Source organism: Rhizobium sp. PRIMUS64 (assembly GCF_023006465.1).
Lineage (GTDB): Bacteria > Pseudomonadota > Alphaproteobacteria > Rhizobiales > Rhizobiaceae > Rhizobium > Rhizobium leguminosarum.
In genome coordinates, this window is record NZ_JALBGX010000054.1 from 18,598 (window position 1) to 44,967 (window position 26,370).

Here is a 26,370-nt window from a genome sequence, read left to right on the forward strand (position 1 = left end):
TGTGATCATCAGTCGATCGCGATTGCGTAGTTCTCGATCACCGTGTTGGCGAGCAGTTTTTCGCACATGGCCTTGAGGTCGGCCTCGGCCTTGCCCTTGTCGGCGCCTTCCAGCTCCAGGTCGAAGACCTTGCCCTGTCTTATATGGCCGACGCCCGAGAAGCCGAGGGCGCCAAGCGCACCCTCGATAGCCTTGCCCTGCGGATCGAGAACGCCGTTTTTCAGCGTGACGGTGACACGAGCCTTGATCACTTTGTCTTTCCTGCCTTACTTGACGAGAACCGGGCCGGTGCCGCGCACGGGCTCGTTTTCATTGATGATGCCGAGACGGCGTGCAACTTCGGAATAGGCTTCGAGCAACCCGCCGAGGTCACGGCGGAAGCGGTCCTTGTCCATCTTCTCGTGGGTTTCGATATCCCAGAGCCGGCAGCTGTCCGGCGAGATTTCGTCGGCAAGGATGATGCGCATCATATCGCCTTCGAAGAGGCGGCCGCATTCGATCTTGAAATCGACGAGCTGGATTCCGACACCGAGGAAGAGGCCGGTCATGAAGTCGTTGACGCGGATGGCAAGCGCCATGATGTCATCGAGTTCGGCGGGATTTGCCCAGCCGAAGGCAGTGATGTGCTCTTCGGAGACCATCGGATCGTCGAGCGCGTCGGACTTGTAATAGAATTCGATGATCGAGCGCGGCAGCACGACGCCCTCGTCGATGCCGAGGCGCTTGGCGAGAGAACCGGCCGCGACATTGCGCACGACGATCTCAAGCGGGATCATCTCTACTTCCTTGATCAACTGCTCGCGCATGTTGAGCCGGCGGATGAAATGAGTGGGGATGCCGATCTTGTTCAGATGGCTGAAGATATACTCGGAAATGCGGTTGTTGAGGACGCCCTTGCCATCGATGACTTCGTGTTTCTTCTTGTTGAAGGCAGTGGCATCGTCCTTGAAGAACTGGATCAAAGTGCCCGGTTCCGGGCCTTCATACAGAATCTTTGCCTTGCCCTCGTAAATACGGCGGCGACGGTTCATCGTGGTCATTCTCTGTTGTTGGCGCTCTTGGGATAGCGCGAGTGGATCGATCTCGTGGCGTCCCCTTAAAGGAAAAGAGAGGGTTTCACAATCCGCCTGTCGCTCCTTCCCTGGTTTCCGGATTTCGCGGCCCTGGTTTCCAATTTTACGGAATACCGCAAAGAGAATCGAATGAATTCGCAAGACAAGTGTAGCGCCTTTTCCTCTATGGTGGAATGAAGGCAAAATGGCGGGCCGCTTATGCAGGTTTTTATTTGGCGGCTCTGCTTCGCAGCGCGCGACGAAGTTGCGTCTGCAAGGCGCGAGCGGCGATTTGCCCGTGGCGCCAGCTTCCGGCGCGGATGAAGGAGGGGATCTGCATGGCCGGCATCGGCCGGGCGAGCGCGTAGCCCTGCAGTGTGTCACAGTCGAGTTCTTCGAGAATGCGGATATGATCCACCGTCTCGACGCCCTCGGCGATGACGAGGATGTTCAGCGAGCGGCCGATATCGATGATCGAGCCGACCAGTTTGCGCTGCTCGGACGATTGCGGCAGCATGCGGATCAGTTCGCGGTCGATCTTCAGCGTCTTCGGGCTCAGGCGCAGCAGGCTGACGATCGAGGCATGGCCGGTGCCGAAATCGTCGATCTGGATGTCGATGCCGAGCTTGCGCAACTTTTTCAGGTTGGCGGCCACCGCCTCGTCGCAATCGTCGAGCGAGATCGATTCCAGCAGCTCGAAGGAGATGGTCCAGGGCTCGATCTTCAGGGCGCGAAGCTTCTTGCCGAGATCGGGGTCGGCGAGCCGCCTGGCGGAGACGTTGACCGATATCTTCGGGATCGGCAGCCCGTCCTTGATCCAGACGCTGCGGTCGGCCAGCGCTCGCTCCAGGATCAGGGCGTCGATGGTCGAGACGACGTCGAGATCCGCGGCGATATCGAGGAAGCGGTCGGGCGTCAGCAGCCCGTGCACCGGGTGCTGCCAGCGGGCAAGCGTTTCAATGCCTGCGACATCGAGCGTGCGGGCATCGAACTGCAGCTGATAGAAGGGCACGAATTCATTGCGCTCGAGGCCGATCAGGATCTCGTCGGCGAGGTGCTTGGCGGAGATGATGTCGCGGCGGGCAGAGGCCGAGAAGAATTCGAAGCGGTTGCGGCCCAGGCCCTTGGCCCGATAAAGCGCGATATCGGCGTCGAGCAGCATCTGCTTGGCGTCGAGCGTCGATCCGCTATCGATGGCGATGCCGATGCTGGCGCCGAAACGGCAATCGTGACCCTCATATCTGACGGGTTTGCGCAATTCGCGGATAACACGTTCGGCAAGGCCGGCGATCTTCTTCGACGCGGGATCGACGGCGCAGAGGATGACGAATTCATCGCCGCCAATGCGGGCGACGAAATCGGTGGCGCGGACGGAATTTCTCAGCACGCTTGCGGCATGCTGGAGCATGGCGTCGCCAGCCCGGTGGCCAAGCGTGTCGTTGATCTGCTTGAAGCGGTCGAGATCGATATGCAGGATCGCCAGCGCCAGGCCCTTTGCCCGGCATTCGGCCGAACGCTCGCCCAGCATCTTGTCGAGATAGCGGCGGTTCGGCAGGCCGGTGAGATAATCGTGCAGCGCCAGGTGCTCGATGCTCTCCTTGGCGGCTTCGAGCTCGCGGTTGCGCGCCTCGGCCAGATCCTTGGCGCGCTGCAGCTCGTTGCGGAGCGCGACTTCCTCGGTGACGTCCCAGTTGGCGCCGATAAGCTTGCGGTGGCCGTTGCCGTCGATGAAGAAGGCCGAGCGGGCACGGATGACGCGTTCGACGCCGTCGCCGCGAATGATGCGGTATTCCTGCTGGAAATCACTGCCGCTTTCGACGCTACGGTCGGACAAGCCAAGCACGCGCTCGCGGTCGTCGGGATGCAGGCTTTTCGCCCAGGCGTCGCTGCCGATCTGCCGCGAGGCGCCCTGCAGGCCGTAAATGGCAATGAGGCGCTCGTCCCATTCGACGACATCATGCTCGATATCCGCCTCGAAGACGCCGATGCGGGAAATCTCCAGCGCCAGATCGAGCCGGCGCGACAAACGCGACAGCGTCTCCTCGGCCTGCTTGCGGGCGGTGATATCCGTATCCGTGCCGACGATGCGCGTCGGCACGCCACTCTCGTCCCATTCCACGCAGGCGCCGCGACACTCGATCCAGACCCAGTGGCCATCCTTATGGCGCTCGCGATACTCGAAGATCTGGTAATTGGGATCGCCGGCATTCTGCCGGTCGATCGCATGGACGACGAAATCGCGATCATCGGGATGGACCAGTTGCAGCCAGGCATCGTAATCGCCGGCGGCTTCCTCGTCGGGCGCCATGCCGCGGATAGTTTTCCACGTCTGCGAGTAATATTTTCGGTCGAGACGGTAGTTGTGATCCCATACGCCAAGGCCCGAGCCGACGAGCGCATGGTTCCAGCGGCTTTCCCGCTCTGCCAGGTCGCAATCGTCGGTCGCCCCATTGCCGATACCTGCCTCAGCCGCTGCGGCATCGCCATGCGGATCACCGGCCTCTGAATGGGCTTTCTTCACGGGCATTCTCGCTTATCTCACCTCGGCGCAGTCTGCGGTCATTCCATTAAGAAAGACTTAGAAAGCACTTGCTCAACAAGCGGGATAGCGCCTTTTCCTCGATCAAGGGGAGAGCCGGCCGAGGAACTGGGCAAAGACCATGGTGCCTTCCGGCCAGGGACCGTGACCGGAATCGGCATTGATATGACCGGACTCGCCGGCATCGACGAGGAAGGAGCCCCAACTGCTGGCAATCTCGTCGGCATGCTCGTAGCTGCCGAACGGATCGTTGCGGCTGGCGACCGTGATCGACGGGAAGGGCAGCGGATCACGCGGATAGGGACCGAAAGTCATCAGGTGCTTTGGGCGGATGTCGGGATTGGCCACATCGGGCGGGGCGACCAAGAAAGCGCCTGCCACGCGGTTGCGGAAATGCGGGATGGCGTGGATCACCGAGGGCACGCCCAGCGAATGGGCGACCAGGACGACCGGACGGGTCGACGCGTTCACCTCCTCGGCGATGCGGGCGATCCAATCCTCGCGAACCGGCTTCGTCCATTCGGCCTGTTCGACGCGCCGCGCCGTGCTGAGCTTTGCCTCCCAGCGGCTTTGCCAGTGGCTCGGGCCGGAATTGGTGTAACCGGGGATGATGAGGATATCTGCGTCTGAGGCTTTCATAGTGTCGCCGATGTGAGAAAGCTGGTCCAAGATGTCAAGAGGGGGTGCCAAGGGAGAGAGCGACACGGGCGTTGAAAGTTGCTATATTGCTCCAGTGCCGGTTGCGGATTTCGTGTCGGCTTGCCCGCCGATGCTGTCCGCCGCCGATCAGGTCTCGGCTGAGGAGGAGAAAACCATGGCGGCATTTCATGTCATGACGGGTGCTAGCGAAAGCTTGGCGCGGCCCGTCGTCAATCGCATCGGTATAGCTGACGTCTTCGACGCGCTGAAGCGCGGATACGAGGATTTCATGGAGAAACCGTCCCACTATGTGTTCCTGTGCCTGATGTATCCGATCGCCGGCGTCTTCCTGACGCTGTGGACCTCGGGCGCCAACCTTTTGCCGATGGTCTTCCCGCTTATGGCGGGTTTTGTGCTGATCGGCCCGATCGCTGCGATTGGCCTCTATGAAATCAGCCGCCGGCGCGAGGCCGGCCTCGACGCGTCCTGGACGCATGCGCTCGATGTGCGCCATTCGCCGGCACTGCCGTCGATTGTGGCGGTCGGGCTGATGCTCTGCGGCCTCTTCGTCGTCTGGCTGGTGACCGCACAGACGCTCTACAGCAATCTGCTCGGCGAGGTCTTTCCGCGCAGCATGGCGGATTTCTTCCGCCAGGTCTTCGGCACGTCAGAGGGCATGCAGCTGATCATCTGGGGCAATCTCATCGGCTTCGTCTTTGCGCTCGTGGTGCTGGCGATGACCGTCATCACCTTTCCGCTGCTGCTCGACCGCGATGTCGGGGCGGTAGCCGCCGTCACGGCGTCAATCCGCGCGACGATTCTCAATCCGGTGCCGGTGCTGCTCTGGGGCCTGATCGTCGCAGCACTCCTCGTCATCGGCACCATCCCGGTCTTTGCCGGGCTTGCGCTGGTTATCCCGATCCTCGGCCATGCGACCTGGCATCTCTATCGCAAGCTGATTGCGCGGGAAACCACAGCGTAACCACAGCCCTTTCAGCAGGGAATCTCGGATCCCTGGGGAACCTCGAACCTGCCTCGGAGTTTGTTTAGCCAGAGCATGATGTCCGTCGACCTCATGCTCTGGAGACTTCGAGGGAGGATCTTTGAGGTGACGATGAAGCATCTGTTTGCCCACTTCGCAACCAAGGTATCGGAATGGGCGGGCAAACCCATCATCTTCATCCTGGCACTGATCGCCGTCGCTATCTGGGCGGCCCTCGGCCCCTTCTTCGATTATTCGGAAACCTGGCAGCTGGTCATCAATACCGGCACGACGATCATCACCTTCCTGATGGTTTTCGTGCTGCAGAACGCCCAGACACGCGACACGCGGGCGATCCAGGCCAAGCTCAATGAAATCATCCTGACCAGCCATGCCGAGAACCGTTTCATCGGTATCGAGAATCTCGACGAGGAAGAGCTGAAACGTCTCGACGAGCTGGTCGCCAAGGCCGCCAAAGGCAGGGGCGAGACGGAGGCTTGCCGGACAGCGGAGACAGTGAAAGCGGCGCCGTTGAAAAAGGCGGAGGCACGCAAGCGTCCTGTGGCTGCCAAAGCACCGAAGCAAAAACAACGGCCGCTTGAGAAAAGCTAGACATAAAAACGGCGCCTGCAAGGGCGCCGCCATATCGTTGATCTCGAACCGCTCACGCGTTGCCAAACACCCGTCGGAAAATCGTGTCGACATGTTTGGTGTGGTAGCCGAGGTCGAATTTTTCGCGGATGTCCTCTTCCGACAGAGCAGCGCGGACTTCGGCGTCGGCAAGCAGTTCTTCCAGGAAGTCCTTGCCCTGTTCCCACACTTTCATGGCGTTGCGCTGGACGAGGCGGTAGGCATCCTCGCGGGAGGTGCCGGCCTGGGTCAGCGCCAGCAGGACGCGCTGCGAATGGACGAGGCCGCGGAATTTGTTGAGGTTCTTCTCCATATTCTCGGGATAGACCAGCAGCTTTTCGATGACGCCGGCAAGCCGCGACAGGGCGAAATCGAGCGTCACGGTGGCATCTGGGCCAATCATGCGCTCGACCGAGGAATGCGAGATATCGCGCTCGTGCCAGAGGGCGACGTTTTCCATCGCTGGCATTGCGTAAGAGCGGACCATGCGGGCAAGGCCGGTCAGGTTTTCGGTCAGAACCGGATTGCGCTTGTGCGGCATGGCCGAGGAGCCCTTCTGGCCAGGCGAGAAATATTCCTCGGCTTCCAGCACCTCGGTGCGCTGCAGGTGGCGGATCTCGGTCGCTAACCGCTCGATCGATGAGGCAACGACGCCGAGCGTGGCGAAATACATGGCGTGGCGGTCACGCGGGATGACCTGTGTCGAGACCGGCTCGGCCTTCAGGCCAAGCGCTTCGGCGACATGTTCCTCAACGCGCGGATCGATATTGGCGAAGGTGCCGACGGCGCCTGATATGGCGCAGGTCGCGACTTCCTCGCGGGCGGCGACGAGGCGCTGGCGGCAGCGTTCGAATTCGGCATAGGCGAGCGCCAGCTTGACGCCGAAGGTGGTGGGCTCGGCATGGATGCCATGCGATCGGCCGATAGTGACGGTGTCCTTGTGTTCGAAGGCGCGGTTTTTCAGCGCTTCGAGCAGCCGGTCGATATCGGCAATCAGGATGTCGGTGGCGCGCACCAGCTGGACGTTGAAGCAGGTGTCGAGCACGTCGGACGAGGTCATGCCCTGGTGGACGAAGCGCGCATCCGGGCCGACGATCTCGGCGAGATGGGTGAGGAAGGCGATGACGTCATGTTTGGTGACGGCCTCGATCTCATCGATGCGGTCGACGTCGAAGGTGGCGGCGCCGCCTTTCTCCCAGATCGTCTTTGCCGCCGATTTTGGGATGACGCCGAGTTCGGCCAACGCGTCGCAAGCATGCGCCTCGATCTCGAACCAGATGCGGAACTTGGTTTCGGGAGACCAGATGGCGACCATTTCGGGCCGGGAATAACGCGGGATCATGAGCGGCTGCCTTCACTTCAAGAGGTTTGCTTTATCGAGGTTAGCGCCCCTGTAGCAAAGACGGGCGGCAATCTCAACGCATGCGTTTGGCAAGATGATAGCTGCTTGCGACAAGGCAGACGAGGCCAAGCGGCAGAAAGAGGCGCAGGCCGATCACCAGAAACTGGTAGACGGCGCTGGCACCGGTGAAGACGAACTGGAAAGCCCAGACGACGCTGCCGAAGGGCGCATGCCAGCGCGAATAGAACATCCGGTATTCCATGGCGAAGAGGAAGGCGGTCATCAGGATCGTTGCTGCTGTCAGCGTCACGAAAAAAGCGGCAAAACGCGCTTCCGGCGGCCTGCCATAAGCAAAGAAACGGGCGACCGGCAGGGCAAATGGCCAAGCGAACAGACCGCCGGCGAAATAGAGTGCTGCGACCTCGGCAAGGCGGCTCGTCTGCAGGCCGTTGCGCAAGTAAAGGCCGAGCATGGCGGCGGCAAGCATCTGCATGCCCCAAAGCAAAGCGCCGGCGATCAGATCGGGGTAGGGTGGCCGTGCAGCTCTTAGACGATCCATCCTGGGGCGATCCGTCCTCGGGTGATCCGTGCTCAGGGATGAACCGGAACGGCGATCCAGCGGCCGTTCCGTTCGGCATCGAAGGCCAGGACGAGGGCGATATGGACCTGGTTTCCGGTTTCGGGCTGGTAGACCACAGCGCCGCCGATCCGGTATTCGACGGAACATGCGCGCTCGGCCGGAACCGCCATCGCCTGGCGCGCCGCCTGCCGGTTCGGAGCGCCTTCCTTTTCGATCATTTGCAGGCTGAAGCCGATGACCCGCTTGTTGGCCGCAGCGCAATCCTTCGGCGTCGGCACCGGCATCTCGCCGAGCGAGAGCGTATAGGGCGATTTCGGCGGACCGTCGGTCGCAAGCGTCGTGTAGCGGATCGTCTTCGAAGGGGAGCCGAGTTCGGTCGGCGGATTGAATGCGGCGATCAGGCCCGGATTGGTCAGAAGATCGTATTTGTCCATCTGGCTGCGCGCCGCCGTCAGGTTCTGCCGCCGCGCCTTGGAAAGATTGGCGTCCTTATCGGTCAGCTCCGTGTGGAAGGGCGTGCCCTCCAGATATTGGCCGCTGTCGGTATCGACAAAATAAGTGTTGGAGTAGGGGACGCCGCCGCTCTGCTCGATGCCGAATTCCTGGAATCCGAAAACCTTGCCGTCGGCGGAAAAGCCGATCGGCTGGATATTGGCGATGTCGCCGGCAAGTGACAGGCCGGGCAGGCCGGCAAATGCGACGGCAAGCATGCCGCCGATGATCAGACGTTTTTTCATGCTCGTGCCCCTTCGGCTGCCTGACGCAGATCGGCGACAGTGCGGCGATAATCCTCGACCGTATCGCCCTTGAAAATTGCCGAGCCGGCGACGAGAACGTTGCCGCCCGCCCGGGCGATATCAGGCGCCGTTTCCACTGTGACGCCGCCGTCTACCTGGAGTTCGATCGGCCGGTCACCAATCAGTGACTTCGCCGCGGCAATCTTTGCCGCCATCGCAGGAATGAACTTCTGTCCACCGAAACCGGGATTGACCGACATGATCAGGATGAGGTCGACATCGTCGAGCACGTTCTCGATGGCGCTGAGCGATGTCGCCGGATTGATCGTCACGCCGACCTTCTTGCCGAGATTGCGGACGGTCTGCAGCGAGCGGTGCAGATGCGGTCCGGCTTCGGCATGGACGGTAATGCGGTCGCAGCCGGCCTTGGCGAAGGCTTCGAGATAGTCGTCGACCGGCGAGATCATCAGGTGGCAGTCGAAGGTGGCTGATGTATAGGAGCGCAGCGACTTGATAACATCGGGGCCGAAGGAGATGTTCGGCACGAAATGCCCGTCCATGACGTCGAGATGGATCCAGTCGGCGCCAGCGGCCGTCACGTCGCGCACCTCCTCGCCAAGCCTGGCGAAATCCGCCGCGAGGATCGAGGGGGCAATGCGAATGGGCAGCGTCATCGAATCTTACTCCGTATGGGCCGCCATTTGACCGCGGCGCCCGAATTCAAGGCTGGCGCGCCGCTCATTGTGTCGGCGCGCCAGGTGGAAAAAAGCCGTTGCCCCGCCATTCGAGCAGGCGGTAGGGGTTTTGCGAAAGCTCATGCGCATCGGTGAAGGCGATGGCGCCGACCGGCGTCTGGAATGTCGTGCCGAGAAGCGTCTCCTGCAGGGGCTTGCCCGCCGCAGCGGCGGCTTGCCCCGCCTGGCCGGCAATGAGTGCCGCGGCCAGCGACGGCAGGACATAACCTTCCGGCTCGATGCCTTTGGCGCGCAGCGCGTCGGCCGCAGCCGTGCCTTCCGGTAGAACGGCGTATTCGGGCAGGGCGACAGCGCGCACGCCTTCATTCAGCGGCAGCGGCTGGTCGGCAGCGCGCATGGCATCGCCGCCGAGGATGGACAGCGGGATATTCTCCGCCTTGGCGTCGCGGGCGATGACGGCGACGTCGTTGCGGTCGCCGCCGATGAAGACCCTGGTGGCACCGGCCCGTTTCAGGCGGCGGACAAGGGCAATCTGCTGCTCCTGTCCTGGCCGGTAGGTATCGGTAAAGACCGGCTTCAGGCCGTTCTGCTCCAGCGCATTGCGCACCGCTTCCGTCAGCTCGCGGCCATGAATGGTGCCGTCCTCGATCAGGGCGATCGGATCGGCGGCCCAGTCCTTCAGGATCGCCTCGATGATCTTTGCCGCCTCGGCACCGTCGGCGGGTGCTGCCCGGAAGAGCGGCCAGCCGTTCTTCAACGCATCCTCCATGAGGATGCGGGAGCGCACCGAGACGGTGATCGCGGGAATGCTGGCGTCCTTCAGCTTCGGCAGCGCGCCTTCCAGCGTTTCGCTGCAGAGAAAGCCGATCGCGACCTGCACCTTGGCATTGACAAGCGCATCGGCGACCGCAGCACCGCTGTTGTCCTCGCAGGTCTCGTTGATGGCGACGAGGGTATTTTCTGACTGCTGAATCTCGAAGCCGGCACCGGCGGTAATCTGGGCGCCGAGCAGGGCGAGCGGGCCGTTCTGGGGGGCGACGACGCCGATTGTCACGCCGGCCGCATGGCCTTGCGCCGCCGCTCCCAGCAGCGCCAGACAGGCTGCTATGCCACGCAGGTTGATCATGAAAGGCGGAGATCCCTAGCCATCGTCCATGCCCTTTTATCCGCAAGGCCGCGATCGTCAAAGAAAAACAAGCGCAACACAGCGCTTTTCACCGGTCCTATTGTAGAAAAGGTAACCGATGCTCGCCATATTGGCGCGATAGCAAGTCGAACTACAGCGCCACGCGTCTTTTCAGGCGCGCAAACGACGCTGTAGCACTTTGAATGGCTGCATAATTTTGTCCTTAAATCGATTCCGATTTAAGGATTTATGCAGTAGGCAGAATAAGCGCGTACGGGAGAAGCAGGTGTTGAACAGGCAGCATATCGACCCTGGCCTTTATCGCGATGCCATGAGCCGTTATGCCGGCCATGTACAGCTCGTGACGACGGCGATGGGCGAGCTGCGCCGCGGCGTCACCATCACGGCCGCCTGCTCGGTTTCGGACAATCCGGCCTCGGTGCTGGTCTGCCTCAACAACACCAATCCGAAGAACGAGATCTTCTTTCGCAGCGGCATTTTCGCGCTGAACACGCTCGGCGCCCATCATCAGGGCGTTGCTGATGCCTTTTCCGGGCGCACGTCGCTTGCCAATGACGACCGTTTCGCCAGCGCCCGTTTCGAGATGCTTGCCACCGGTGCGCCCGTGCTCGCCGACGCGCTTGCCGCCTTCGATTGCCGGGTGATCGATATCAAGGAACTGCCGACGCACAACGTCATCTTCGGCGAGGTCGCGGCTGTCCGTTTCAGCGAAAAACACCCGGCGCTCATCTATTTGAACCGGGATTATCACGCGCTGTGATTGGAGTGGCCGGGATTTCGAAGGAATAAAGAATGGACAATGCCGGGATCGAGGAAATGTTTCAGGGGCTTGGCCCCGTTACGGTCAAGCGCATGTTCGGCGGCAAGGGCATCTATCATCTCGGGCGCATCATCGCGCTGGAAGTGCGTGACGAGATGCTGCTGAAGGCCGATGAGACGAGCGCCCCGGAATTTGCCGCGGCCGGCGCCACCCAATGGACGTATGAGGGCAAGAACGGCAAGCCGGTGAAGATGCCCTATTGGTCGATCCCCGACGAGGCCTACGATGATCCCGATCTGATGGCGAAATGGGTGCGGCTTGCCTATGAGGCGTCGCTTCGCGCCGAATGACTAGCCGCGTTCGGCGGTCGGCAAGGCTGCTATGGCAGCCTTGGTGAAGGCCGACAGCGGCTCGGGCAGATCCGTCAGGGGAAACCAACCGAAATCCGAAAGCTTGTCCGGTTCGGTCAGTTGCGGCTCGCCGTCGACGTCACGGGCGAGATAGAGGATCGAAATCCAGTGCTGGCGATCGGCCTCGATGATCTGCTCGCTCATGCAGAGGCGCTCGATGCGGCCGATCGTCAGGCCGGTTTCCTCTTCGGCCTCGCCGCGCGCAGCTTCCTCAGCCGGCTCCATGTGATCCACCTTGCCGCCGACGATATTCCAATAGCCGGCTTCAGGTGGACGCATGCGTTTGTAGAGAAGGATCCTGGCGTCGCGCAGAATCACCAAGCCGACGCCGAGACCCGGAAAATCAATACCGGGCCTGCCCATCGGAAGTTCAGACCTTGGCGCTGCCGGCGATCAGCATGAAGGCGGGGATATCGTCTCCGAAGCCGATCGGGGTCGGGCCGTCGTCGTGATCGCGATGACGGCGGCGGTCGCGGCTGTCATCATTTGCCGGGTAAGGCCGATTGTTACGCGCATTGTTCTGCGGCTTCTGCTCTGCTTTGCGCTCGTTCTTCACGATGTCGGCCTTTACTGGTGCTGCTTCGATCACGTCTACGCCATTATCCTGGATGTCGTTGTCAGATTTATGACTCGCAGCGCTGCGACTGCCGCGTCCGCGGCCACGATCCCTGTCGCCATTCTCTCTCGGCGCGCGATCTCGGGCTGCGCCATCTCTGGCACCACGCTCGCGGCTGTTGCGCCGCGGGCGTTCAGTTTCCCGGCTTTCTTCTGCCGGTGGCAGGGAATTCAGGTCGCCGCTCAGCCATTCGACCTTTTCGCCGATCAGCTTCTCGATGGCGTCGACAAATTTGGTATCGCGCTTGGTGACCAAGGTGAAGGCGGCACCCGAGCGGCCGGCACGGCCGGTGCGGCCGATGCGGTGGACGTAATCCTCGGAATGGATCGGCACGTCGAAATTGAAGACGTGGCTGACATCGGGAATGTCGAGGCCGCGGGCGGCGACGTCGGAGGCAACCAGAAGCTGGAGGTTGCCGTCGCGGAAGCTTTGCAGCGTCATCGTGCGGGAACGCTGGTCCATATCGCCATGCAGGGCGCCGACGGAGAAGCCGTGGCGTTCAAGCGACCGGAAGAGATCGGCGACATCCTTCTTGCGGTTGCAGAAGACGATAGCGTTCTTGAGCTCGGTCTGGGCGCGGACGAGTTCGCGCAGAACCGCTCGCTTCTCGTAATCCTTGCCGTGCGAAGCGACGAAGCGTTGCGTCACGGTTGCAGCAGCGGAAGCCGGCTTTGCGACCTCGATGCGCTCTGGATTCTGCAGGAAGCGGTCCGCGAGCTTCTGAATCTCCGACGGCATAGTTGCCGAGAAGAACAGCGTCTGGCGGGTGAACGGGATCATCTTGGCGATGCGTTCGATATCGGGGATGAAACCCATGTCGAGCATGCGGTCGGCCTCGTCGATGACGAGGATCTCGACGCCGCTCATCAGCAGCTTGCCGCGCTCGAAATGGTCGAGCAGGCGGCCGGGGGTGCAGATCAGCACATCGGCGCCGCGCTCGAGCTTGCGGTCCTGGTCCTCGAAGGAAACGCCGCCGATCAGAAGGGCGACGTTAAGGCGGTGGTTCTTGCCGTATTTCTCGAAATTCTCGGCGACCTGAGCGGCGAGTTCGCGCGTCGGTTCGAGAATCAGCGTGCGGGGCATGCGCGCACGCGCACGGCCCTTCTCCAGAAGCGACAGCATCGGCAGAACAAAGGATGCCGTCTTGCCAGTGCCGGTCTGCGCGATGCCGCAAATATCGCGGCGCTCGAGCGCAAACGGGATGGCGCCCGCCTGAATAGGCGTTGGGATCGTGTAGCCCGCGTCCGTAACAGCGGATAGCACTTTTTGGCTTAAGCCAAGGTCAGCAAATGTCGTCAAAGGGAAAACTGTTTCCATTCCGTTCGGCCGAGCTCTGAACGAGTCGGCGGGATTGCATGCCGCAATGCAGCGCGACATAGCCCCGAATGGCCGGCAAGTCAAGAAATAGAGACGCCGCACCCATTGCAGAGTGAAGCGTTGGTTACCGGGCAGGAGTTACTTGATATAGGTGGCGAGTTTAAGGCCGGCATTCATGAAATATACTGGATCGACCGCGTGGCCGTCCTGGCGCACTTCATAATGCAGGTGCGTGCCCGTCGAGCGGCCGGTGCTGCCGGCAAGGCCAATGACGTCATCGCGATCGACAGTGTCGCCGACCTTGACCAGAACCTGGGACATATGCCCGTAGCGCGTCGAGATGCCGTTGCCGTGATCGATCTCGACCATGTTGCCGTAGCCGCCGGTCCAGCCGGCCGAAATCACCTTGCCGGGGGCCGTCGGGCGGATCCTTTCGCCCGGCGAAAAGCGGAAGTCGATGCCGGAATGGAGCGCGAGGCGGCCGAGGAAAGGGTCGCGTCGATTGCCGAACGGGCTCGTCACGTCCTTGCCGATAGCGGGATTGCGGAAAGGCAGGGATTCGGCGGTGCTGCGCACCTCTTCGAGACGGGTCAACGCGCCGTCGAGCGCGACCAGAGAATTGTTGAAGTCGTCGTTGCTTTCGGGCTCGACATAGGGGCCGCCGACGGCATCGTCATCGTCTTTCTTGGCGGCGGTCTCGGGCATCGGAATCTTGAAGCGGGTCAGCACGGTCTCGATGGCGTTGGCGGCATTGCCGGCATCGCTCGTCAGCTGTTCGACACGGCTGCGCTGGTCCTGTTCGACATCTTTCAGCGACAGCGTCACCTTGGAGAAGATGCGGTCGGCACGGTCGCCGACCGTGTCGGTCGCCGGCACATAGGCAAGCGTCGAATTGTCGGGCGTCGCATCGGCGGGCGCGCCGCTTGCCAGCTGTTTCTCGATCGCCTCGATGCCGCCGCCGGTGAGTGAAGCACGCTTGTCCTTGATATCGGGGGCATAGGACTGAACGGGCGAAGACGGCGCAGGCAGGGCGCCATCTTTTTCCGTCAGGCCGGAGCTTTCGGCCCGGTCGAGCAGATTGTCGAGTTTGCCATGGCGGGAGGTGAGCGCCATCTGCTGCTCCATCAGCTTGTCGACCTTGTCTTCGACCACCTGCTGGTCGAGAAGCTGGCGGGAGGTGATGCGGTCGACCTGCGCGCGGAGGGCAGCGATGCGGTCTTCATAGTCGTGCTGCATGCGGGCCTGGCGGGCCATGGTGGCGCCGATCAGGTCGTCGCGCAGCACGAGATAGGACGTGGCCAAGAGGTAGCCGATCGAGAACACGCCGACGAAGCAGAAGGCCACCGCAGCCATCCAGGGCCGGACCGTCATATGGCGAACCTTGTCACCGCTTGCCAGGATGAGGATATGTTCCTGTGCCCGCCTGCCGAATACCCGGTGCTGATGTCCGCTGTTCACGCAGGCTCTCCCGATTGATGCTCTACGCCTCTTTCGGAAAATTAGACACTGTTATGGTTAATGAATGCTTTCATTGCCGCCGTCGCATCATAAATTTCAGTGACTTCAAGCGTGGCTGATCGATGCCAACGATCTGTAGAAGGACGGCGTCAGCCCGGCTTCGGCGCGGGCAAGGTCGTTGAAGGGCGGCTTCAGCGGTCCGCGGAAATTGGCCCGTACCAGCTCCTGGAAGGCTTTTGCCGGGTCGCGTTTCTCGCGGGCGCAGAGGAAGCGGAACCATTTGGCGCCGACGGCGACATGGCCTTTCTCGTCGTTATAGATGACGTCGAGGACATCGGCACTTTCGAGATCGCCGGTCTGGCGCATCTTTGTCTGCAACGACGGCGTAACGTCGAGGCCACGGGCTTCCAGAATCAGCGGCACGACGGCCAGCCTTGCCGTCAGGTCGTTGCGCGTCGAATGGGCGGCCTGCCAGAGCCCGTCATGCGCGGGTAGGTCACCGTAATCAGCACCGAGATCGTTGAGCCTGGCGCGCACCATGCGGAAATGCTTCGCCTCCTCGAATGCGACCTGCATCCAGCCGTCGAAAAAGGAATTCGGCACCTGCTCGGTCGCGAATCGCGCAACGATATCGAGCGCCAGATCGACGGCGTTAAGCTCGATATGAGCGATGGCGTGGAGCAGAGCGATCCGTCCTTTGAGCGTATGCAGCGAGCGCTTCTCCACCTGGGTCGGCGGCGTCAGCACCGGTTTGTCGGGCCGGCCGGGCCTGTCGGGCAGGGCCGCATCGAGCGGCGAGCGCAGCGACACCCGGCGAGCGAACCAGCGGGTGGCGCTTTCCTGCGCAAGTGCCGTCTTGCGGTCGAGATCGGCCGAGCTGATCGCATCGATGGCGCCGCCGCGCAGCGAGCTTATCGCCAGATGCCCGGTCACGCCGCCAGATTCCTCACGGCCTCGAGTACGGTTTCGGCATGGCCCTGCACCTTCACCTTCTGCCAGATGGTGGCGATCGTGCCGTCCTGGCGGATCAGGAAGGTGGTACGCTCGACACCCATGAAATTGCGGCCGTACATGCTCTTTTCCTTCCAGACGCCATAGGCCTGCAGCGTCGTCTTTTCCTCGTCCGAGGCAAGCGCCACCGAAAGACGGTGCTTCTTGATGAACCTGTCATGGCAGGCGGCCGAATCGGGCGACATGCCGATGACGGCAGCACCGGCCGCTTCGAACTCGCTTGCTAACGCGGTGAAAGCCAATGATTCTGCGGTGCAGCCCGTCGTGTCGTCCTTGGGATAAAAGAACAATACGAGCGGCTTGCCGTGGAATTCGGCCAGCGTGACGCGGCCGCCGCCGTCGCGGGGAAGGTTGAAATCAGGGGCCGAGACGCCGATGCCGGGAACCGCCATTGGGAAAACCTTTCTTTTGCCGGGTTTGTGGATGACACTTTCTCTCCCCGAATTATATAGTGGACGGATACCCGTCCAGCATGGCCGGGTTCAATTCTTCACTTAAAGGGAGAGCCCGAGGGCGCATGTCAGCCATCCGCGGCGAAAAGGTCACGTTTCGCAAGAAGGATATCGTTGCGCTGGACCGCTTGCCGTCCGCCCAGGCCGAGGATCCGATCATCGTTCATTGCCCGCCGCCGCGTTCGCCGATGCGCCGCACGGCGAAGCTGACCTCAGGATTTCTGGGACTGATTCTCCTTATTCTCGCTGGCATCGTTTTCACCGTCGAGAGCGGCATGTTCGACAAGCCGATGTCGCAGCAGGCTCAGGCGGCGCTGAATGGTGTGGCCGGACCGCGCTACCGCGCCGAGGTCGGCTCCACCGTCATCCGCTTCACTTCGGATTTTCGGCTGGCACTTGAAGCGCGCAACGTCAACATGATCGACCAGGAGAGCGGCCAGCACCTGTCGACGACGGGTTCGGTGCGGCTGGGGCTCGATCCGCTGCAGCTTTTCCGCGGCCGCATCGCCGTCGCGGACATCGAAGCGGAGGATATCGCGCTCGATACCGCGCTTCTGCCCTCCGGCAATCCCGTCAAGCTCGACGATCTGCGCATCGACGCCGTGCCGGCTGCGATGGAGAGGATCTTCTCGCAGTTCGACATGTTCGACAGCATCGTGACGCGCGGCTCGACGAATTCGGTGCGCATCTCCGGCATCGACATCAAGCTTGCCGATACCGCCAACGGTCCGCTGTCGCTTGTCATCGACAATCTCGTCTTTGCCCATGCCGGCCCGTCCTCGTTGCAATTGACCGGCGAAGTCGCGCTCAACGGCGAGGTGGCGGAGCTCGACATGCTGGCCGAGAAGGAAGACGGCCACGTGTCGAAGGTCGTGGCGACGCTGAAGCATGCCGACCTCACGCCCTTTGCGCTGAAACGCAACGATCAGGGCGTGATCCGGCAGGGGCTCAGCGCTTTTGTCGACCTGACGGTGTCGGCCACCAGAGCGCGCGATGGGGCGCCACCGGCGCTTGCGGCGACGATCGACATCGATCCTGGCCAGATCTATGCGGATGGCGATCCGCAGGAGCTGTCGGGCGGCCAAATCAATCTCGTCTATGATTTCTCCAAGCAGACGGTCGAGATCGCCAGGTCGAACGCCCGATTCGGCGCGACCACGCTTCCCATCAACGGCGCGCTGATCGATCTCGACAAGCTCGACCGGCAGGCCGGCAAAGGCTTCGGCATCGACCTGCTCGTCAGCGGCGGCACGGCAGCCCCCGGCGGCTCCGGCGAGCAGCCGCTCTCCTTCGACATCCAGGCGACGGGACGCTACATGGTCGCCGGTCGCGAATTCCAGTTCCCCAACATGACGGTTTCCAGCCCGCTTGGGGCGCTCTACGGATCACTTGATGTCAAGCTCGGCGACAAATCACCGGAGATCAGCTTCGCCGGCCAGTCGTCGCAGTTGCAGACGATAGCGATCAAGCAGCTCTGGCCGTTCTGGATGGCGCCCAAGGTGCGCAACTGGGTGCACGGCAATCTCTTCGGCGGCACCGTCACCAATGCCGCCATTTCCGTCTTCATTCCCTTCGGCAGGCTGGACGAGGCAGCCGGCGGCAAGGGATTGAAGCTCGACGCCAACCAGATCCGCATCGGCTTCGACATCACGGGTGCGCGGATGAACGTCGCCGGAGACATTCCGCCGATCCGCGACACGTCAGCACATTTCGACCTGACCGGCCCGGTTGCGACGATCGCGATCAAGAGCGGCACATCTTATTTCCCCTCCGGCCGGTCCGTCGGTCTCGGGCAGGGCACGTTCATCTTGCCTGCCACCTACGATAAACCTCTGATGGCCGATATCGATCTTGCGGTCTCCGGAGCGGCGGACGCCGTTGGCGAGCTTCTGACCTACAGGCCGATCCGGGTGCTGCAGCGCGCCGGCTTTACGCCCGACGATCTCAAGGGCCGGATCGAGGCGAATGTGAAGGCGCATTTCGGCCTGCTCTCCTCGCAAAACCCGCCGCCGGCCGAATGGACGGCGGCAATGAAGCTCACCGATATCGATCTTGCCAAGCCGTTTTCCGGCCGCACGATCAGCAATCTCGACGGCACGCTGAACGGCAATCCGAAACGGATCACGCTCGACGCCAAGGCCCAGATCGACGGTGTCCCGGCCGATATCGATCTTACCGAACCGGTCGAGGCATCCGACACGGCGGTGCGGCAGCGGGTGATCACCGCGACGCTTTCAGAGGACCAGCGCAACAAGCTGATACCCGGCCTTTCCGGCATCGTCGGCGGCAGCGTGAAGATGGTGCTGACGCGGATCGACGACGACCGGCAGGACGTCCAGCTCGACCTCACCAAGTCGCTGCTCGAACTGCCTTGGATCGGCTGGTCGAAGGGCAGCGGCATTGCCGCCACGGCCGAATTCGAAACGTCCGGCCCGGCCGACAATACCCAGATCAAGAATTTTCGACTGAAGGGCGATGGTTTCGGCGCCAACGGATCGCTGAACATTGGCAAAGGCGGGCTGATCTCGGCTGATTTCGACAGCGTCAAGCTGTCCTCGCTCGACGATTTCGCCCTGTCGGTGAAACGCAGCAAGGGCAATTTCGACGTCTCGGTCTCCGGCGACAGCGCCGATGCGCGGCCGGTCATCGCGCGGTTGAAATCGGGCTCGGACGGCGATGATGATGGGGATGCCGGCGACACCGGCGTATCGGTGCGTGCCAGGCTGAAAAACGTCATCGGCTTCAACGACGAGAAGGTCGGCAATTTCCAGGCGCAAATATCACTGCGCGGCGACAAGCTGCAGGCGCTCAATTTCTCCGCCGTTACCGACAGCGGCGAGGCCGTGGTCAGCCAGATGAAGGACGGCGGCGTCATCAACATCACCAGCGGTGATGCCGGCGCGGTATCGCGTTTCGCCGATCTCTATCAGCACATGCAGGGCGGCCTGCTTAATCTGGCGATCCGGCTGGGGGCAGAGGGCGGCTGGGATGGCTCGCTCGACGTGCGCCGCTTCGCGATCGTCAACGAACAACGCCTGCGGTCGATCGTTTCGACGCCTGTCGGAAATGAGCAGCGCAGCCTCAACGAAGCCGTCAAGCGCGATATCGATACCTCGTCGCAGCGCTTCCAGCGCGGCTTTGCCCGTGTCGTCTCGCGCAATGGCATGGTCGGCATCGAGAACGGCGTGCTGCGCGGCGACCAGATCGGCGCAACCTTCCAAGGCATCGTGCGCGATCGCAAGGGCAACATGGACATGACCGGCACCTTCATGCCGGCCTACGGCCTCAACAGGCTTTTTGCCGAACTGCCGCTGATCGGCGTCATTCTCGGCAATGGCAGCGACCGCGGCCTGATCGGCATCACCTTCAAGCTGACAGGCAAGTTCGACCAGCCGAACCTGCAGATCAACCCGCTGTCGATCATCGCGCCTGGTGTTTTCCGCCAGATCTTTGAGTTCCAGTGAGGCGAGTGAAGCCGGGAGGTCGCAAATCCCGGCAGGTGCAAAAGGTTCCGACAAAGCGTCCGGTGTGTGACTTGTGGCCGGATAGCAGTAGAGAAATGCGCAGGTTCGTTCTCGGCAAGGCCAATTCCGACCTATCCTGACAAGTCCGACATTGATGCTTTGCCTATTTTAGGGAAATCTGATGTACTATATTGTCCCGGCCAGGAAGCAACGGCCGGTGCAATGTCGGAGGATGCGATGCAGTGCGCCCGGACAGTTTCTTTCGCATCGGTCGCCATGATGGCTGTGACAATTGCCGATACTTCGCTTGCCGCGGAAAAGGTCGTGCGGCTGAAATCGCAAGAGGCGGTCATCCGGTCCGACCACGTCCTCATGGTTCCCCTCGACGCGATGATGACGCCGCCGATCTTCTCGATCAGCTGGTGGTCGCGGGTGAAGCCCGATTCAAGTGTCGATCCGCCGGCTATCTTTTCCGAGAGACCAAACGAGATGACGCGGAATGCCGACGGGGAGCTGAATGATCTTGCTCGCCGACCTGAATAGTGAGGCACAGAAAAAGCCGGCGCGGGCGCCGGCTTTGGTATCTGTTCGGTAAAGCCGCTTACGCCGCGCGGCGGATCAGGATGTGTTTCTTCTTGCCGAGCGAGAGCTTGATGATGCCGTCGGCGGTGATTTCGCCGCTGCCGATCATCTTGCGTTCGTCGCTGACCGCCTCGTCGTTGATGCGGACTGCGCCGCCCTGGACGTGACGGCGTGCTTCGCCGTTCGAACCGGCAAGGCCGGCACGTACGATCAGCGACAGAAGGCCGATGCCAGCGTCGAGCTCGGAGGCGGGCACGTCGACCGACGGAAGATTTTCCGAGAGGCCACCTTCCTCGAAGGTCTTGCGTGCCGTTTCGGCAGCCTGTTCAGCGGCCTGGCGGCCGTGCAGGATTGCCGTCACCTCGGTCGCAAGGATCTTCTTGACCTCGTTGATCTCCGAGCCGCCGAGTGCGGAGAGACGGGCGATTTCATCCATCGGCAGCGTGGTGTAGAGCTTCAGGAAGCGCGAGACGTCGGCATCCTCGGTGTTGCGCCAGTACTGCCAGAAATCATAGGCCGAGAGCATGTCGGCGTTCAGCCAGACAGCGCCTGTTGCCGACTTGCCCATCTTGGCGCCGGATGACGTCGTCAGCAGCGGCGATGTCAGCGCATAGAGCTGCTGTGTCCCCATGCGGTGACCGAGATCGATACCGTTGACGATATTGCCCCACTGGTCCGAACCACCCATCTGCAGGCGGCAATCGTAGCGCTTGGCAAGCTCGACGAAGTCATAGGCCTGGAGGATCATGTAGTTGAATTCCAGGAAGGACAGGGACTGTTCGCGGTCGAGACGCGTCTTGACGCTGTCGAAGGACAGCATGCGGTTGACCGAGAAGTGCTTGCCGACATCGCGCAGGAATTCGAGGTAGTTCAGCGAGCGCAGCCATTCGGCATTGTTGATCATCAGCGCGTCCTTCGGACTGTCGCCGTAGTTCAGGTAATTGGAGAAGACGCGCTTGATCGAAGCGATGTTGCCTTCGATCGTATCTACGGTCATGAGCTGGCGCGCTTCTTCCTTGAAGGAGGGATCGCCGACCATGCCGGTGCCGCCGCCCATCAGCGAGATGGCGCGATGACCGGTCTTCTGCATCCAGTGCAGCATCATGATCTGGATCAGCGAGCCGGCGTGCAGGCTGGGCGCCGTCGGATCGAAGCCGATATAGGCCGTCACGGTTTCCTTGGCGAACAGGTCATCGAGGCCGCTTTCATCGGAGACCTGATGAATGAAGCCGCGCTCTTTCAGCGTGCGGAGGAAATCGGACTTGAACTCGGACATGGGTTTCGTCTCTTGGTGTCTGCGCTACCCCGTGTGGGCCTCACGCAAGTTCGTTGTTGTTGATCTGTCGCGGCGCGTTTAGCACTGTTTTTACAAAAGTGCATCCGGGAATCGCATGGGAGGCAAGCCTCATGAATGTCATCAGGACCGCGATCGGTTTGATGAGCGGCACGTCGATGGATGGAATCGACGTCGCGCTGATCAGGACCGACGGTCGCGGCTTCATCGAGCGCGGGCCGTTCATGGGCGTGCCCTATGATGCCGATTTTCGTGGGCAGCTCAAACGGGCGCTGGAAATCGCACGTCCACTGAGCGACAGGAACGAAAGGCCCGCTGAGCTTCGTGCTATCGAGCTTGAACTGACCTTACGGCATGTAATTGCCGTTACGGCATTCATGGAGCGTTTCGAGCTCTTAGCCGATGGCGTCGATGTTCTCGGCTTCCATGGCCAGACGGTGCTTCATCGCCCTGATGAGGGATTGACGATCCAGATCGGCGACGGCCCGGAACTGGCGCGCCGAACCGGCATAGCGGTGGTCTACGACATGCGTGCCAACGACATGGTCCATGGCGGGCAGGGTGCGCCGCTGGTGCCGGCCTATCACGCAGCACTTGCGGGAAAATTCCAGCAGCAGGGACAGGCGGTGTGCTTCGTCAATATCGGCGGCATCTCCAATCTCACCTCTATCGGCACGGACGGCCGGATATCGGCCTTCGACAGCGGGCCGGGCAATACGCTGATCGACCAGTGGGTGGAGATGCAGACCGGCAGAACTTATGATCCCGGCGGCGAGATTGGCGGGCGCGGCAAGGTCGTTGCCAGCCTGGCTGAGCGTTATCTGCAAAGCCCATTCTTTCGCGGCAATGTTCGCCGTTCCCTCGACCGCGGCGATTTCGCCCCGCTTCGGCCCGAGGAAGCAAACCTTGAAGACGGCGCCCGGACGCTGGCGCATGTGGCCGCCGCGTCGATCATCAAATCCGCCAGCTTCCTGCCCGAAACCCCAGCGGTCTATATCGTCTGCGGCGGCGGGCGGCTGAACGCCACTCTGATGGCGGAATTTTCGGTCATGGCCGAAAGGTTCGGCTCGAAGGTACTGAGTGCCGAGGAGGCAGGCTTCGATGGCGACGCGATGGAAGCCGAGGCCTGGGCCTATCTCGCCGTCCGGTCGCTGGACGGGCTGCCATTGACATTTCCCGGCACAACGGGAGTGGGCGCCCCCGTCAGCGGCGGGGTGGTGGCAACGCCATGAGAGAGCAGAGGATCATACTGAAGACGCCGCGGCTGAGCTTCGTCATGTGGGACGAAGGCGATGCGGCCCTGGTGCAGCAACTGCATTCGACGATGGCGACGACCCGCTATCTGTCCGGCAATGCGCCGTGGAGCCTCGAGAAGGCTGAGCAGCGGCTGAAGGGCTGGTTCGAAGAGCAGGCGCGCGACGGCACGACCAAATACAAGCTCCTCGCCGAGGACGGCAACTTCGTCGGCCGCGCCGGCATTTCGAAGTTCAGGAGCGAGCAATTTGAACTCGGTTATTCCCTGCGCGAGGAGGCGTGGGGCAAGGGCCTGGCAACGGAGGCGGCAGGCGCCTTGGCCGACTGGTTCTTCGAAAGGCAGTTTGCGCAAGGCTTCATCGCCTTCACGCATCCCGAAAACATCGTCTCGCAACGCGTCCTCAGAAAGATCGGCATGCGCGAACGCGCGCCGATCCCGATCGACGGAGTGGTTGGCACGGCTTTCGAACTCACCGCCGACATGCGGCCGCTAATGCCCTAACTTTTTACCGCGACCGGCCGGACATTTGATTCGCGACCAGCCTGGTGGCCATCCTCGACGCCCCTGACCTGAGCAATGAACGAGAACTTCTTGCGAAGGCCAAGGATCGGCTTCTCGATGAAATGCCAGGACAGCACCGCGACGGCGAGAGCCGATGGTAGGCCGACGAGATAGAGCGCCAGCGCACCATATTTCGGGTAGAGAAACACCGACGGGAACGAGCTGATCCAGATCTGCAAAAACGGGTCGTGATAGAGATAGACGCCGTAGGAATAGTCGCCCTTCCTGAAAAAGGCCGGAATGGGCACCTCGGACAGGCCGACGAAGACGGTGATGTAAACGAGAGAGGTGATGACCAGGGGTCGGTTCATCACCGACTCCGTCGCCCGGCTGTCCAGGGTGAGAATGGCGACGATGCAAATCAGGCAGGCGGCGGCGAACAGCCAGCGGGAATGCGGAATGACCGCTTTGAACTGAAAGGCGACGATGCCCATCATGAAGGCGGTTATCAGCTGGGAGCCTCGGCTCATGAACAGGAAGCGAGCGATCGGCTTGATTGTATCAGGTAACAGATAGGGCATCTTCTGCACGATAAGGCCGATGACGATGTAGGCGATCGTCACCGCGAGCAGCTTGTAGCGCGTCTTGACGATCGCGGTGATCATCAGGAACGACATGATGATGTAGCAGAAGATCTCCCAGGGAACCGTCCAGAGCGCGCCATTGACGCGCTGGCTTGGATTATTCTCGAACACGCCCGGAAGCTCGTAATGGATCCAGCCGACGATATTCAGGAAGTATTTGAAAAATCGCTGATCGGTAAAATATTCGGAATGATAAACGACCGTTATGATCGGCCCTATAATCAAGGAACAGACGACGATATCGACCGCAAGGGCCGGGACGATGCGCAAGCCTCGGTTGATCAGGAAATTCCGGAGGCTCAGTCGCTGGGCGCTGCCGGCGATGAGAAATCCGCTCAAAGCGAAGAACATCGGAACAAGAGCGTATTCAGTAAACCAGAATACCGACCCCCTGATGAAGTCATTGTTCTCGGTTAACAAAAAGGAATGGGTCAATACGATGGAAAAGGCGAGCCCTATTCGAAGAAAATCGAACCCCGGACCAATTCCCCTATACTTATCCAGGACTTCCCCGAACGACTTGGTCATTGCGGACCTCGCTTTTGTTAGGATCGCGAGGACCCTACCGCACTGCAACATACATTGCAACACGGTAGGTGATCTGTTCTGACACATCCGGCCCGGTGGTGTTCCGGACCGTCACGGCATCGATGAGGCCGAGATTTTGTGGTGTCAGCGAATCCGCTTGGCGGCCGGTTCCGGCACCAGTTCGCCGTTGAGGCGACGGTCGAGATAATCCTCGCATTCGCCCATCAGCGTTTCCACCTGGCCATTGAAGAAGTGGTTGGCGTTGGCAACGGTGCGGTGGGTGATGAGGATGCCCTTCTGGGTCTTCAGCTTCTCGACCAAGCCGTTGACATCCTTTTCCGGCGCCACCTTGTCGGCTTCGCCGTTGATGATCAGGCCAGAAGAGGGGCAGGGCGCCAGGAAGGAAAAGTCGTAGGTGTTCGGCTGCGGCGCGATCGACATGAAGCCTTCGATCTCCGGCCGGCGCATCAGGAGCTGCATGCCGATCCAGGAGCCGAAGGAATAACCGGCGACCCAACAGGTCTTGGAATCAGGATGCAGGCTCTGCACCCAGTCGAGCGCCGAGGCGGCATCCGAGAGTTCGCCTGCGCCATGGTCGAATTCACCCTGGCTGCGGCCAATGCCCCGGAAGTTGAAGCGCAGCGTCGTGAACCCGCGCTTCTGGAACATGTAGAAGAGCTGATAGACGATCTGATTGTTCATCGTGCCGCCGAACTGCGGATGCGGATGCAGAATCAGGGCGATGGGCGCGCTTTTTTCCTTGGAGGGCTGGTAGCGGCCTTCAAGACGGCCGGCTGGGCCGTTGAAAATAACTTCGGGCATTGGTACTCCGGGTTTTATTTCGCGTTCGCGCTGCGCTGGATGACAACATGACTTGACTAGTGTTGTCAGCTTTTCTAAAACGCAGTTTAGAACAATTCGAAACTTGCATGGCGATCCACGCATCGTGGAACGTGTCATAAGGCAAGCCCGGCGGAAATTTCAAGAAAAATGAACCGCGGCCGCTGAAGCAAGCTCGTCAAGCGCAGGACTGAAGATCATGGCGCCGCCACGCCTTTATCTCGACTGGAATGCCACAGCGCCGCTGCACCCCGCAGCACGCGCGGCGATCATGCGCGCCATCGATGTGTTTGGCAATCCGAACAGCGTGCACGGAGAGGGCCGCGCCGCGCGCGCCGCCATCGAAGGCGCACGGCGCAAGGTGGCGGCACTTGCCGGCACCGGTCCTGGCAATGTGGTCTTTACCAGCGGTGCGACCGAAGCCGCTAACCTGGTGCTGACACCGGATTTCCGCATGGGCCGCACGCCGCTTCGGCTCGGCCATCTTTATTTTTCGGCGATCGAGCATCCGGCTGTGCGCGAAGGCGGCCGCTTCGCCAGGGAGAGTATGACGGAGATCCCGGTGACGGAAGCCGGAATCGTCGATCTCGATGCGCTCGGCCTCCGGCTTGATGCGCATGACAAGGCCGCCGGCCTGCCGATGGTCGCTATCATGCTCGTCAACAACGAGACGGGCATCGTGCAGCCGGTTGAGGCGGCGGCAAAGATTGTCCACGCCCATGGCGGGCTCTTCGTCGTCGACGCCGTTCAGGCGGCAGGCCGCATCGCGCTCGATATCGAGAAGATCGGCGCCGATTTCATGATCGTCTCCTCGCACAAGATCGGCGGGCCGAAGGGGGCCGGCGCGCTCATCGCACGCGGCGAGGCGCTGATGCCCAGGCCGCTGATCCAAGGC

Annotated in this window: 26 protein-coding genes; 9 read left to right on the forward strand and 17 right to left on the reverse strand. The window is 61.5% G+C overall.

The genetic code is table 11. From position 1 onward, the window contains the following. Nucleotides 1-8: 8 nt before the first annotated feature. From purS to MOV76_RS21000, 4 genes are all read right to left on the reverse strand, one after another. Nucleotides 9-251: a phosphoribosylformylglycinamidine synthase subunit PurS gene (gene purS, locus MOV76_RS20985; protein WP_018072257.1), complete on the reverse strand. Its 243-nt coding sequence runs from the start codon at nt 249-251 to the stop codon at nt 9-11. Nucleotides 252-266: 15 nt separating this feature from the next. Continuing rightward, nucleotides 267-1,031: a phosphoribosylaminoimidazolesuccinocarboxamide synthase gene (purC, locus tag MOV76_RS20990; RefSeq protein WP_018242191.1), complete on the reverse strand. Its 765-nt coding sequence runs from the start codon at nt 1,029-1,031 to the stop codon at nt 267-269. 250 nt (nt 1,032-1,281) lie between these two features. After that, nucleotides 1,282-3,579 (reverse strand): bifunctional diguanylate cyclase/phosphodiesterase, encoded by a 2,298-nt coding sequence (locus MOV76_RS20995; protein WP_247265204.1) that lies wholly within the window; start codon nt 3,577-3,579, stop codon nt 1,282-1,284. 96 nt (nt 3,580-3,675) lie between these two features. Beyond that, nucleotides 3,676-4,230 (reverse strand): alpha/beta hydrolase, encoded by a 555-nt coding sequence (locus tag MOV76_RS21000; RefSeq protein ID WP_003559738.1) that lies wholly within the window; start codon nt 4,228-4,230, stop codon nt 3,676-3,678. Between the two features lie 175 nt (nt 4,231-4,405). On the opposite strand from MOV76_RS21000, the gene MOV76_RS21005 reads away from it, so the two are divergent. Further along, nucleotides 4,406-5,212 (forward strand): DUF2189 domain-containing protein, encoded by an 807-nt coding sequence (locus tag MOV76_RS21005; RefSeq protein WP_026188409.1) that lies wholly within the window; start codon nt 4,406-4,408, stop codon nt 5,210-5,212. A 132-nt stretch (nt 5,213-5,344) separates the two neighbouring features. Continuing rightward, nucleotides 5,345-5,824 (forward strand): low affinity iron permease family protein, encoded by a 480-nt coding sequence (locus tag MOV76_RS21010; RefSeq protein WP_047621273.1) that lies wholly within the window; start codon nt 5,345-5,347, stop codon nt 5,822-5,824. Between the two features lie 52 nt (nt 5,825-5,876). Here MOV76_RS21010 and purB read toward each other — a convergent pair whose 3' ends face one another. The 5 genes from purB to MOV76_RS21035 form a co-directional block, all read right to left on the reverse strand. Further along, nucleotides 5,877-7,184: an adenylosuccinate lyase gene (gene purB, locus MOV76_RS21015; protein WP_018242186.1), complete on the reverse strand. Its 1,308-nt coding sequence runs from the start codon at nt 7,182-7,184 to the stop codon at nt 5,877-5,879. 73 nt (nt 7,185-7,257) lie between these two features. Further along, nucleotides 7,258-7,743: a hypothetical protein gene (locus MOV76_RS21020; protein WP_047621271.1), complete on the reverse strand. Its 486-nt coding sequence runs from the start codon at nt 7,741-7,743 to the stop codon at nt 7,258-7,260. 32 nt (nt 7,744-7,775) lie between these two features. Continuing rightward, nucleotides 7,776-8,501: a DUF2259 domain-containing protein gene (locus tag MOV76_RS21025; protein WP_168331552.1), complete on the reverse strand. Its 726-nt coding sequence runs from the start codon at nt 8,499-8,501 to the stop codon at nt 7,776-7,778. Further along, nucleotides 8,498-9,175, reverse strand: a complete 678-nt coding sequence (rpe, locus tag MOV76_RS21030; protein WP_018242183.1) for a ribulose-phosphate 3-epimerase — start codon at nt 9,173-9,175, stop codon at nt 8,498-8,500. Before rpe ends, MOV76_RS21025 begins: the two co-directional genes overlap by 4 nt. A gap of 64 nt (nt 9,176-9,239) precedes the next feature. After that, the gene (locus MOV76_RS21035) at nt 9,240-10,322 is read right to left on the reverse strand and encodes a branched-chain amino acid ABC transporter substrate-binding protein (protein ID WP_112903282.1); all 1,083 of its coding nucleotides are present in this window, start codon (nt 10,320-10,322) and stop codon (nt 9,240-9,242) included. A gap of 286 nt (nt 10,323-10,608) precedes the next feature. On the opposite strand from MOV76_RS21035, the gene MOV76_RS21040 reads away from it, so the two are divergent. Further along, entirely contained in the window at nt 10,609-11,103 is a 495-nt protein-coding gene (locus MOV76_RS21040; RefSeq protein ID WP_018242181.1) for a flavin reductase, read from the forward strand. Between the two features lie 32 nt (nt 11,104-11,135). Beyond that, complete coding sequence (locus MOV76_RS21045; RefSeq protein ID WP_018072246.1) at nt 11,136-11,453, forward strand: TfoX/Sxy family protein; 318 nt, start codon at nt 11,136-11,138, stop codon at nt 11,451-11,453. Here MOV76_RS21045 and MOV76_RS21050 read toward each other — a convergent pair whose 3' ends face one another. The 5 genes from MOV76_RS21050 to MOV76_RS21070 form a co-directional block, all read right to left on the reverse strand. Further along, nucleotides 11,454-11,876, reverse strand: coding sequence for an NUDIX domain-containing protein (locus MOV76_RS21050; protein ID WP_247265205.1), 423 nt, complete (start codon nt 11,874-11,876; stop codon nt 11,454-11,456). Between the two features lie 7 nt (nt 11,877-11,883). Then, nucleotides 11,884-13,446, reverse strand: a complete 1,563-nt coding sequence (locus MOV76_RS21055; RefSeq protein WP_018242179.1) for a DEAD/DEAH box helicase — start codon at nt 13,444-13,446, stop codon at nt 11,884-11,886. Nucleotides 13,447-13,584: 138 nt separating this feature from the next. Beyond that, a complete protein-coding gene (locus tag MOV76_RS21060; protein ID WP_130716469.1) occupies nt 13,585-14,904 on the reverse strand; it encodes a peptidoglycan DD-metalloendopeptidase family protein in 1,320 nt (439 codons plus the stop codon). Between the two features lie 105 nt (nt 14,905-15,009). Beyond that, on the reverse strand, nt 15,010-15,837 hold the full coding sequence (locus MOV76_RS21065) for a ferritin-like domain-containing protein (RefSeq protein WP_018242177.1): 828 nt from the start codon (nt 15,835-15,837) through the stop codon (nt 15,010-15,012). Then, nucleotides 15,834-16,307 (reverse strand): peroxiredoxin, encoded by a 474-nt coding sequence (locus MOV76_RS21070; RefSeq protein ID WP_018242176.1) that lies wholly within the window; start codon nt 16,305-16,307, stop codon nt 15,834-15,836. Before MOV76_RS21070 ends, MOV76_RS21065 begins: the two co-directional genes overlap by 4 nt. A gap of 125 nt (nt 16,308-16,432) precedes the next feature. Here MOV76_RS21070 and MOV76_RS21075 point away from each other — a divergent pair, with 125 nt between their 5' ends. Together MOV76_RS21075 and MOV76_RS21080 are read left to right on the forward strand one after the other, a co-directional pair. Next, the gene (locus tag MOV76_RS21075) at nt 16,433-19,831 is read left to right on the forward strand and encodes an AsmA-like C-terminal domain-containing protein (protein ID WP_247265206.1); all 3,399 of its coding nucleotides are present in this window, start codon (nt 16,433-16,435) and stop codon (nt 19,829-19,831) included. Between the two features lie 222 nt (nt 19,832-20,053). Next, entirely contained in the window at nt 20,054-20,374 is a 321-nt protein-coding gene (locus tag MOV76_RS21080; protein ID WP_026230499.1) for a hypothetical protein, read from the forward strand. 58 nt (nt 20,375-20,432) lie between these two features. On the opposite strand, the gene tyrS is transcribed toward MOV76_RS21080, so the two are convergent. Further along, complete coding sequence (gene tyrS, locus MOV76_RS21085; protein ID WP_130652474.1) at nt 20,433-21,689, reverse strand: tyrosine--tRNA ligase; 1,257 nt, start codon at nt 21,687-21,689, stop codon at nt 20,433-20,435. 131 nt (nt 21,690-21,820) lie between these two features. On the opposite strand from tyrS, the gene MOV76_RS21090 reads away from it, so the two are divergent. Together MOV76_RS21090 and MOV76_RS21095 are read left to right on the forward strand one after the other, a co-directional pair. Continuing rightward, nucleotides 21,821-22,939, forward strand: coding sequence for an anhydro-N-acetylmuramic acid kinase (locus tag MOV76_RS21090; RefSeq protein ID WP_247265207.1), 1,119 nt, complete (start codon nt 21,821-21,823; stop codon nt 22,937-22,939). Continuing rightward, nucleotides 22,936-23,463, forward strand: coding sequence for a GNAT family N-acetyltransferase (locus MOV76_RS21095; protein ID WP_247265208.1), 528 nt, complete (start codon nt 22,936-22,938; stop codon nt 23,461-23,463). The genes MOV76_RS21090 and MOV76_RS21095 overlap by 4 nt, the downstream gene beginning before the upstream one ends. On the opposite strand, the gene MOV76_RS21100 is transcribed toward MOV76_RS21095, so the two are convergent. Both MOV76_RS21100 and MOV76_RS21105 read right to left on the reverse strand, forming a co-directional pair. After that, nucleotides 23,460-24,635 carry an acyltransferase gene (locus MOV76_RS21100; protein ID WP_247265209.1) on the reverse strand — a complete coding sequence of 392 codons (1,176 nt, stop codon included), beginning with the start codon at nt 24,633-24,635 and terminating at the stop codon, nt 23,460-23,462. The genes MOV76_RS21095 and MOV76_RS21100 overlap by 4 nt on opposite strands. 144 nt (nt 24,636-24,779) lie before the next feature. Then, nucleotides 24,780-25,457, reverse strand: coding sequence for an alpha/beta hydrolase (locus tag MOV76_RS21105; RefSeq protein WP_003559715.1), 678 nt, complete (start codon nt 25,455-25,457; stop codon nt 24,780-24,782). A 217-nt stretch (nt 25,458-25,674) separates the two neighbouring features. On the opposite strand from MOV76_RS21105, the gene MOV76_RS21110 reads away from it, so the two are divergent. Beyond that, a partial coding sequence (locus tag MOV76_RS21110; RefSeq protein WP_247265210.1) for a cysteine desulfurase family protein occupies nt 25,675-26,370 on the forward strand: 696 nt, incomplete at its 3' end.

Bases quoted from the DNA above. Each gene is read 5' to 3' on its own strand.
- MOV76_RS21075 (WP_247265206.1), top strand. From the start codon at position 16,433: ATGTCAGCCATCCGCGGCGAAAAGGTCACGTTTCGCAAGAAGGATATC.
- MOV76_RS21080 (WP_026230499.1), top strand. From the start codon at position 20,054: ATGTCGGAGGATGCGATGCAGTGCGCCCGGACAGTTTCTTTCGCATCG.
- MOV76_RS21005 (WP_026188409.1), top strand. From the start codon at position 4,406: ATGGCGGCATTTCATGTCATGACGGGTGCTAGCGAAAGCTTGGCGCGG.
- purB (WP_018242186.1), bottom strand. From the start codon at position 7,184: ATGATCCCGCGTTATTCCCGGCCCGAAATGGTCGCCATCTGGTCTCCC.
- tyrS (WP_130652474.1), bottom strand. From the start codon at position 21,689: ATGTCCGAGTTCAAGTCCGATTTCCTCCGCACGCTGAAAGAGCGCGGC.
- MOV76_RS20995 (WP_247265204.1), bottom strand. From the start codon at position 3,579: ATGCCCGTGAAGAAAGCCCATTCAGAGGCCGGTGATCCGCATGGCGAT.
- MOV76_RS21100 (WP_247265209.1), bottom strand. From the start codon at position 24,635: ATGACCAAGTCGTTCGGGGAAGTCCTGGATAAGTATAGGGGAATTGGT.
- MOV76_RS21025 (WP_168331552.1), bottom strand. From the start codon at position 8,501: ATGAAAAAACGTCTGATCATCGGCGGCATGCTTGCCGTCGCATTTGCC.
- MOV76_RS21090 (WP_247265207.1), top strand. From the start codon at position 21,821: ATGAATGTCATCAGGACCGCGATCGGTTTGATGAGCGGCACGTCGATG.
- MOV76_RS21055 (WP_018242179.1), bottom strand. From the start codon at position 13,446: ATGGAAACAGTTTTCCCTTTGACGACATTTGCTGACCTTGGCTTAAGC.
- rpe (WP_018242183.1), bottom strand. From the start codon at position 9,175: ATGACGCTGCCCATTCGCATTGCCCCCTCGATCCTCGCGGCGGATTTC.
- purC (WP_018242191.1), bottom strand. From the start codon at position 1,031: ATGAACCGTCGCCGCCGTATTTACGAGGGCAAGGCAAAGATTCTGTAT.
- MOV76_RS21020 (WP_047621271.1), bottom strand. From the start codon at position 7,743: ATGGATCGTCTAAGAGCTGCACGGCCACCCTACCCCGATCTGATCGCC.
- MOV76_RS21070 (WP_018242176.1), bottom strand. From the start codon at position 16,307: ATGGCGGTTCCCGGCATCGGCGTCTCGGCCCCTGATTTCAACCTTCCC.
- MOV76_RS21105 (WP_003559715.1), bottom strand. From the start codon at position 25,457: ATGCCCGAAGTTATTTTCAACGGCCCAGCCGGCCGTCTTGAAGGCCGC.
- MOV76_RS21050 (WP_247265205.1), bottom strand. From the start codon at position 11,876: ATGGGCAGGCCCGGTATTGATTTTCCGGGTCTCGGCGTCGGCTTGGTG.
- MOV76_RS21035 (WP_112903282.1), bottom strand. From the start codon at position 10,322: ATGATCAACCTGCGTGGCATAGCAGCCTGTCTGGCGCTGCTGGGAGCG.
- MOV76_RS21095 (WP_247265208.1), top strand. From the start codon at position 22,936: ATGAGAGAGCAGAGGATCATACTGAAGACGCCGCGGCTGAGCTTCGTC.
- MOV76_RS21010 (WP_047621273.1), top strand. From the start codon at position 5,345: ATGAAGCATCTGTTTGCCCACTTCGCAACCAAGGTATCGGAATGGGCG.
- MOV76_RS21000 (WP_003559738.1), bottom strand. From the start codon at position 4,230: ATGAAAGCCTCAGACGCAGATATCCTCATCATCCCCGGTTACACCAAT.
- MOV76_RS21045 (WP_018072246.1), top strand. From the start codon at position 11,136: ATGGACAATGCCGGGATCGAGGAAATGTTTCAGGGGCTTGGCCCCGTT.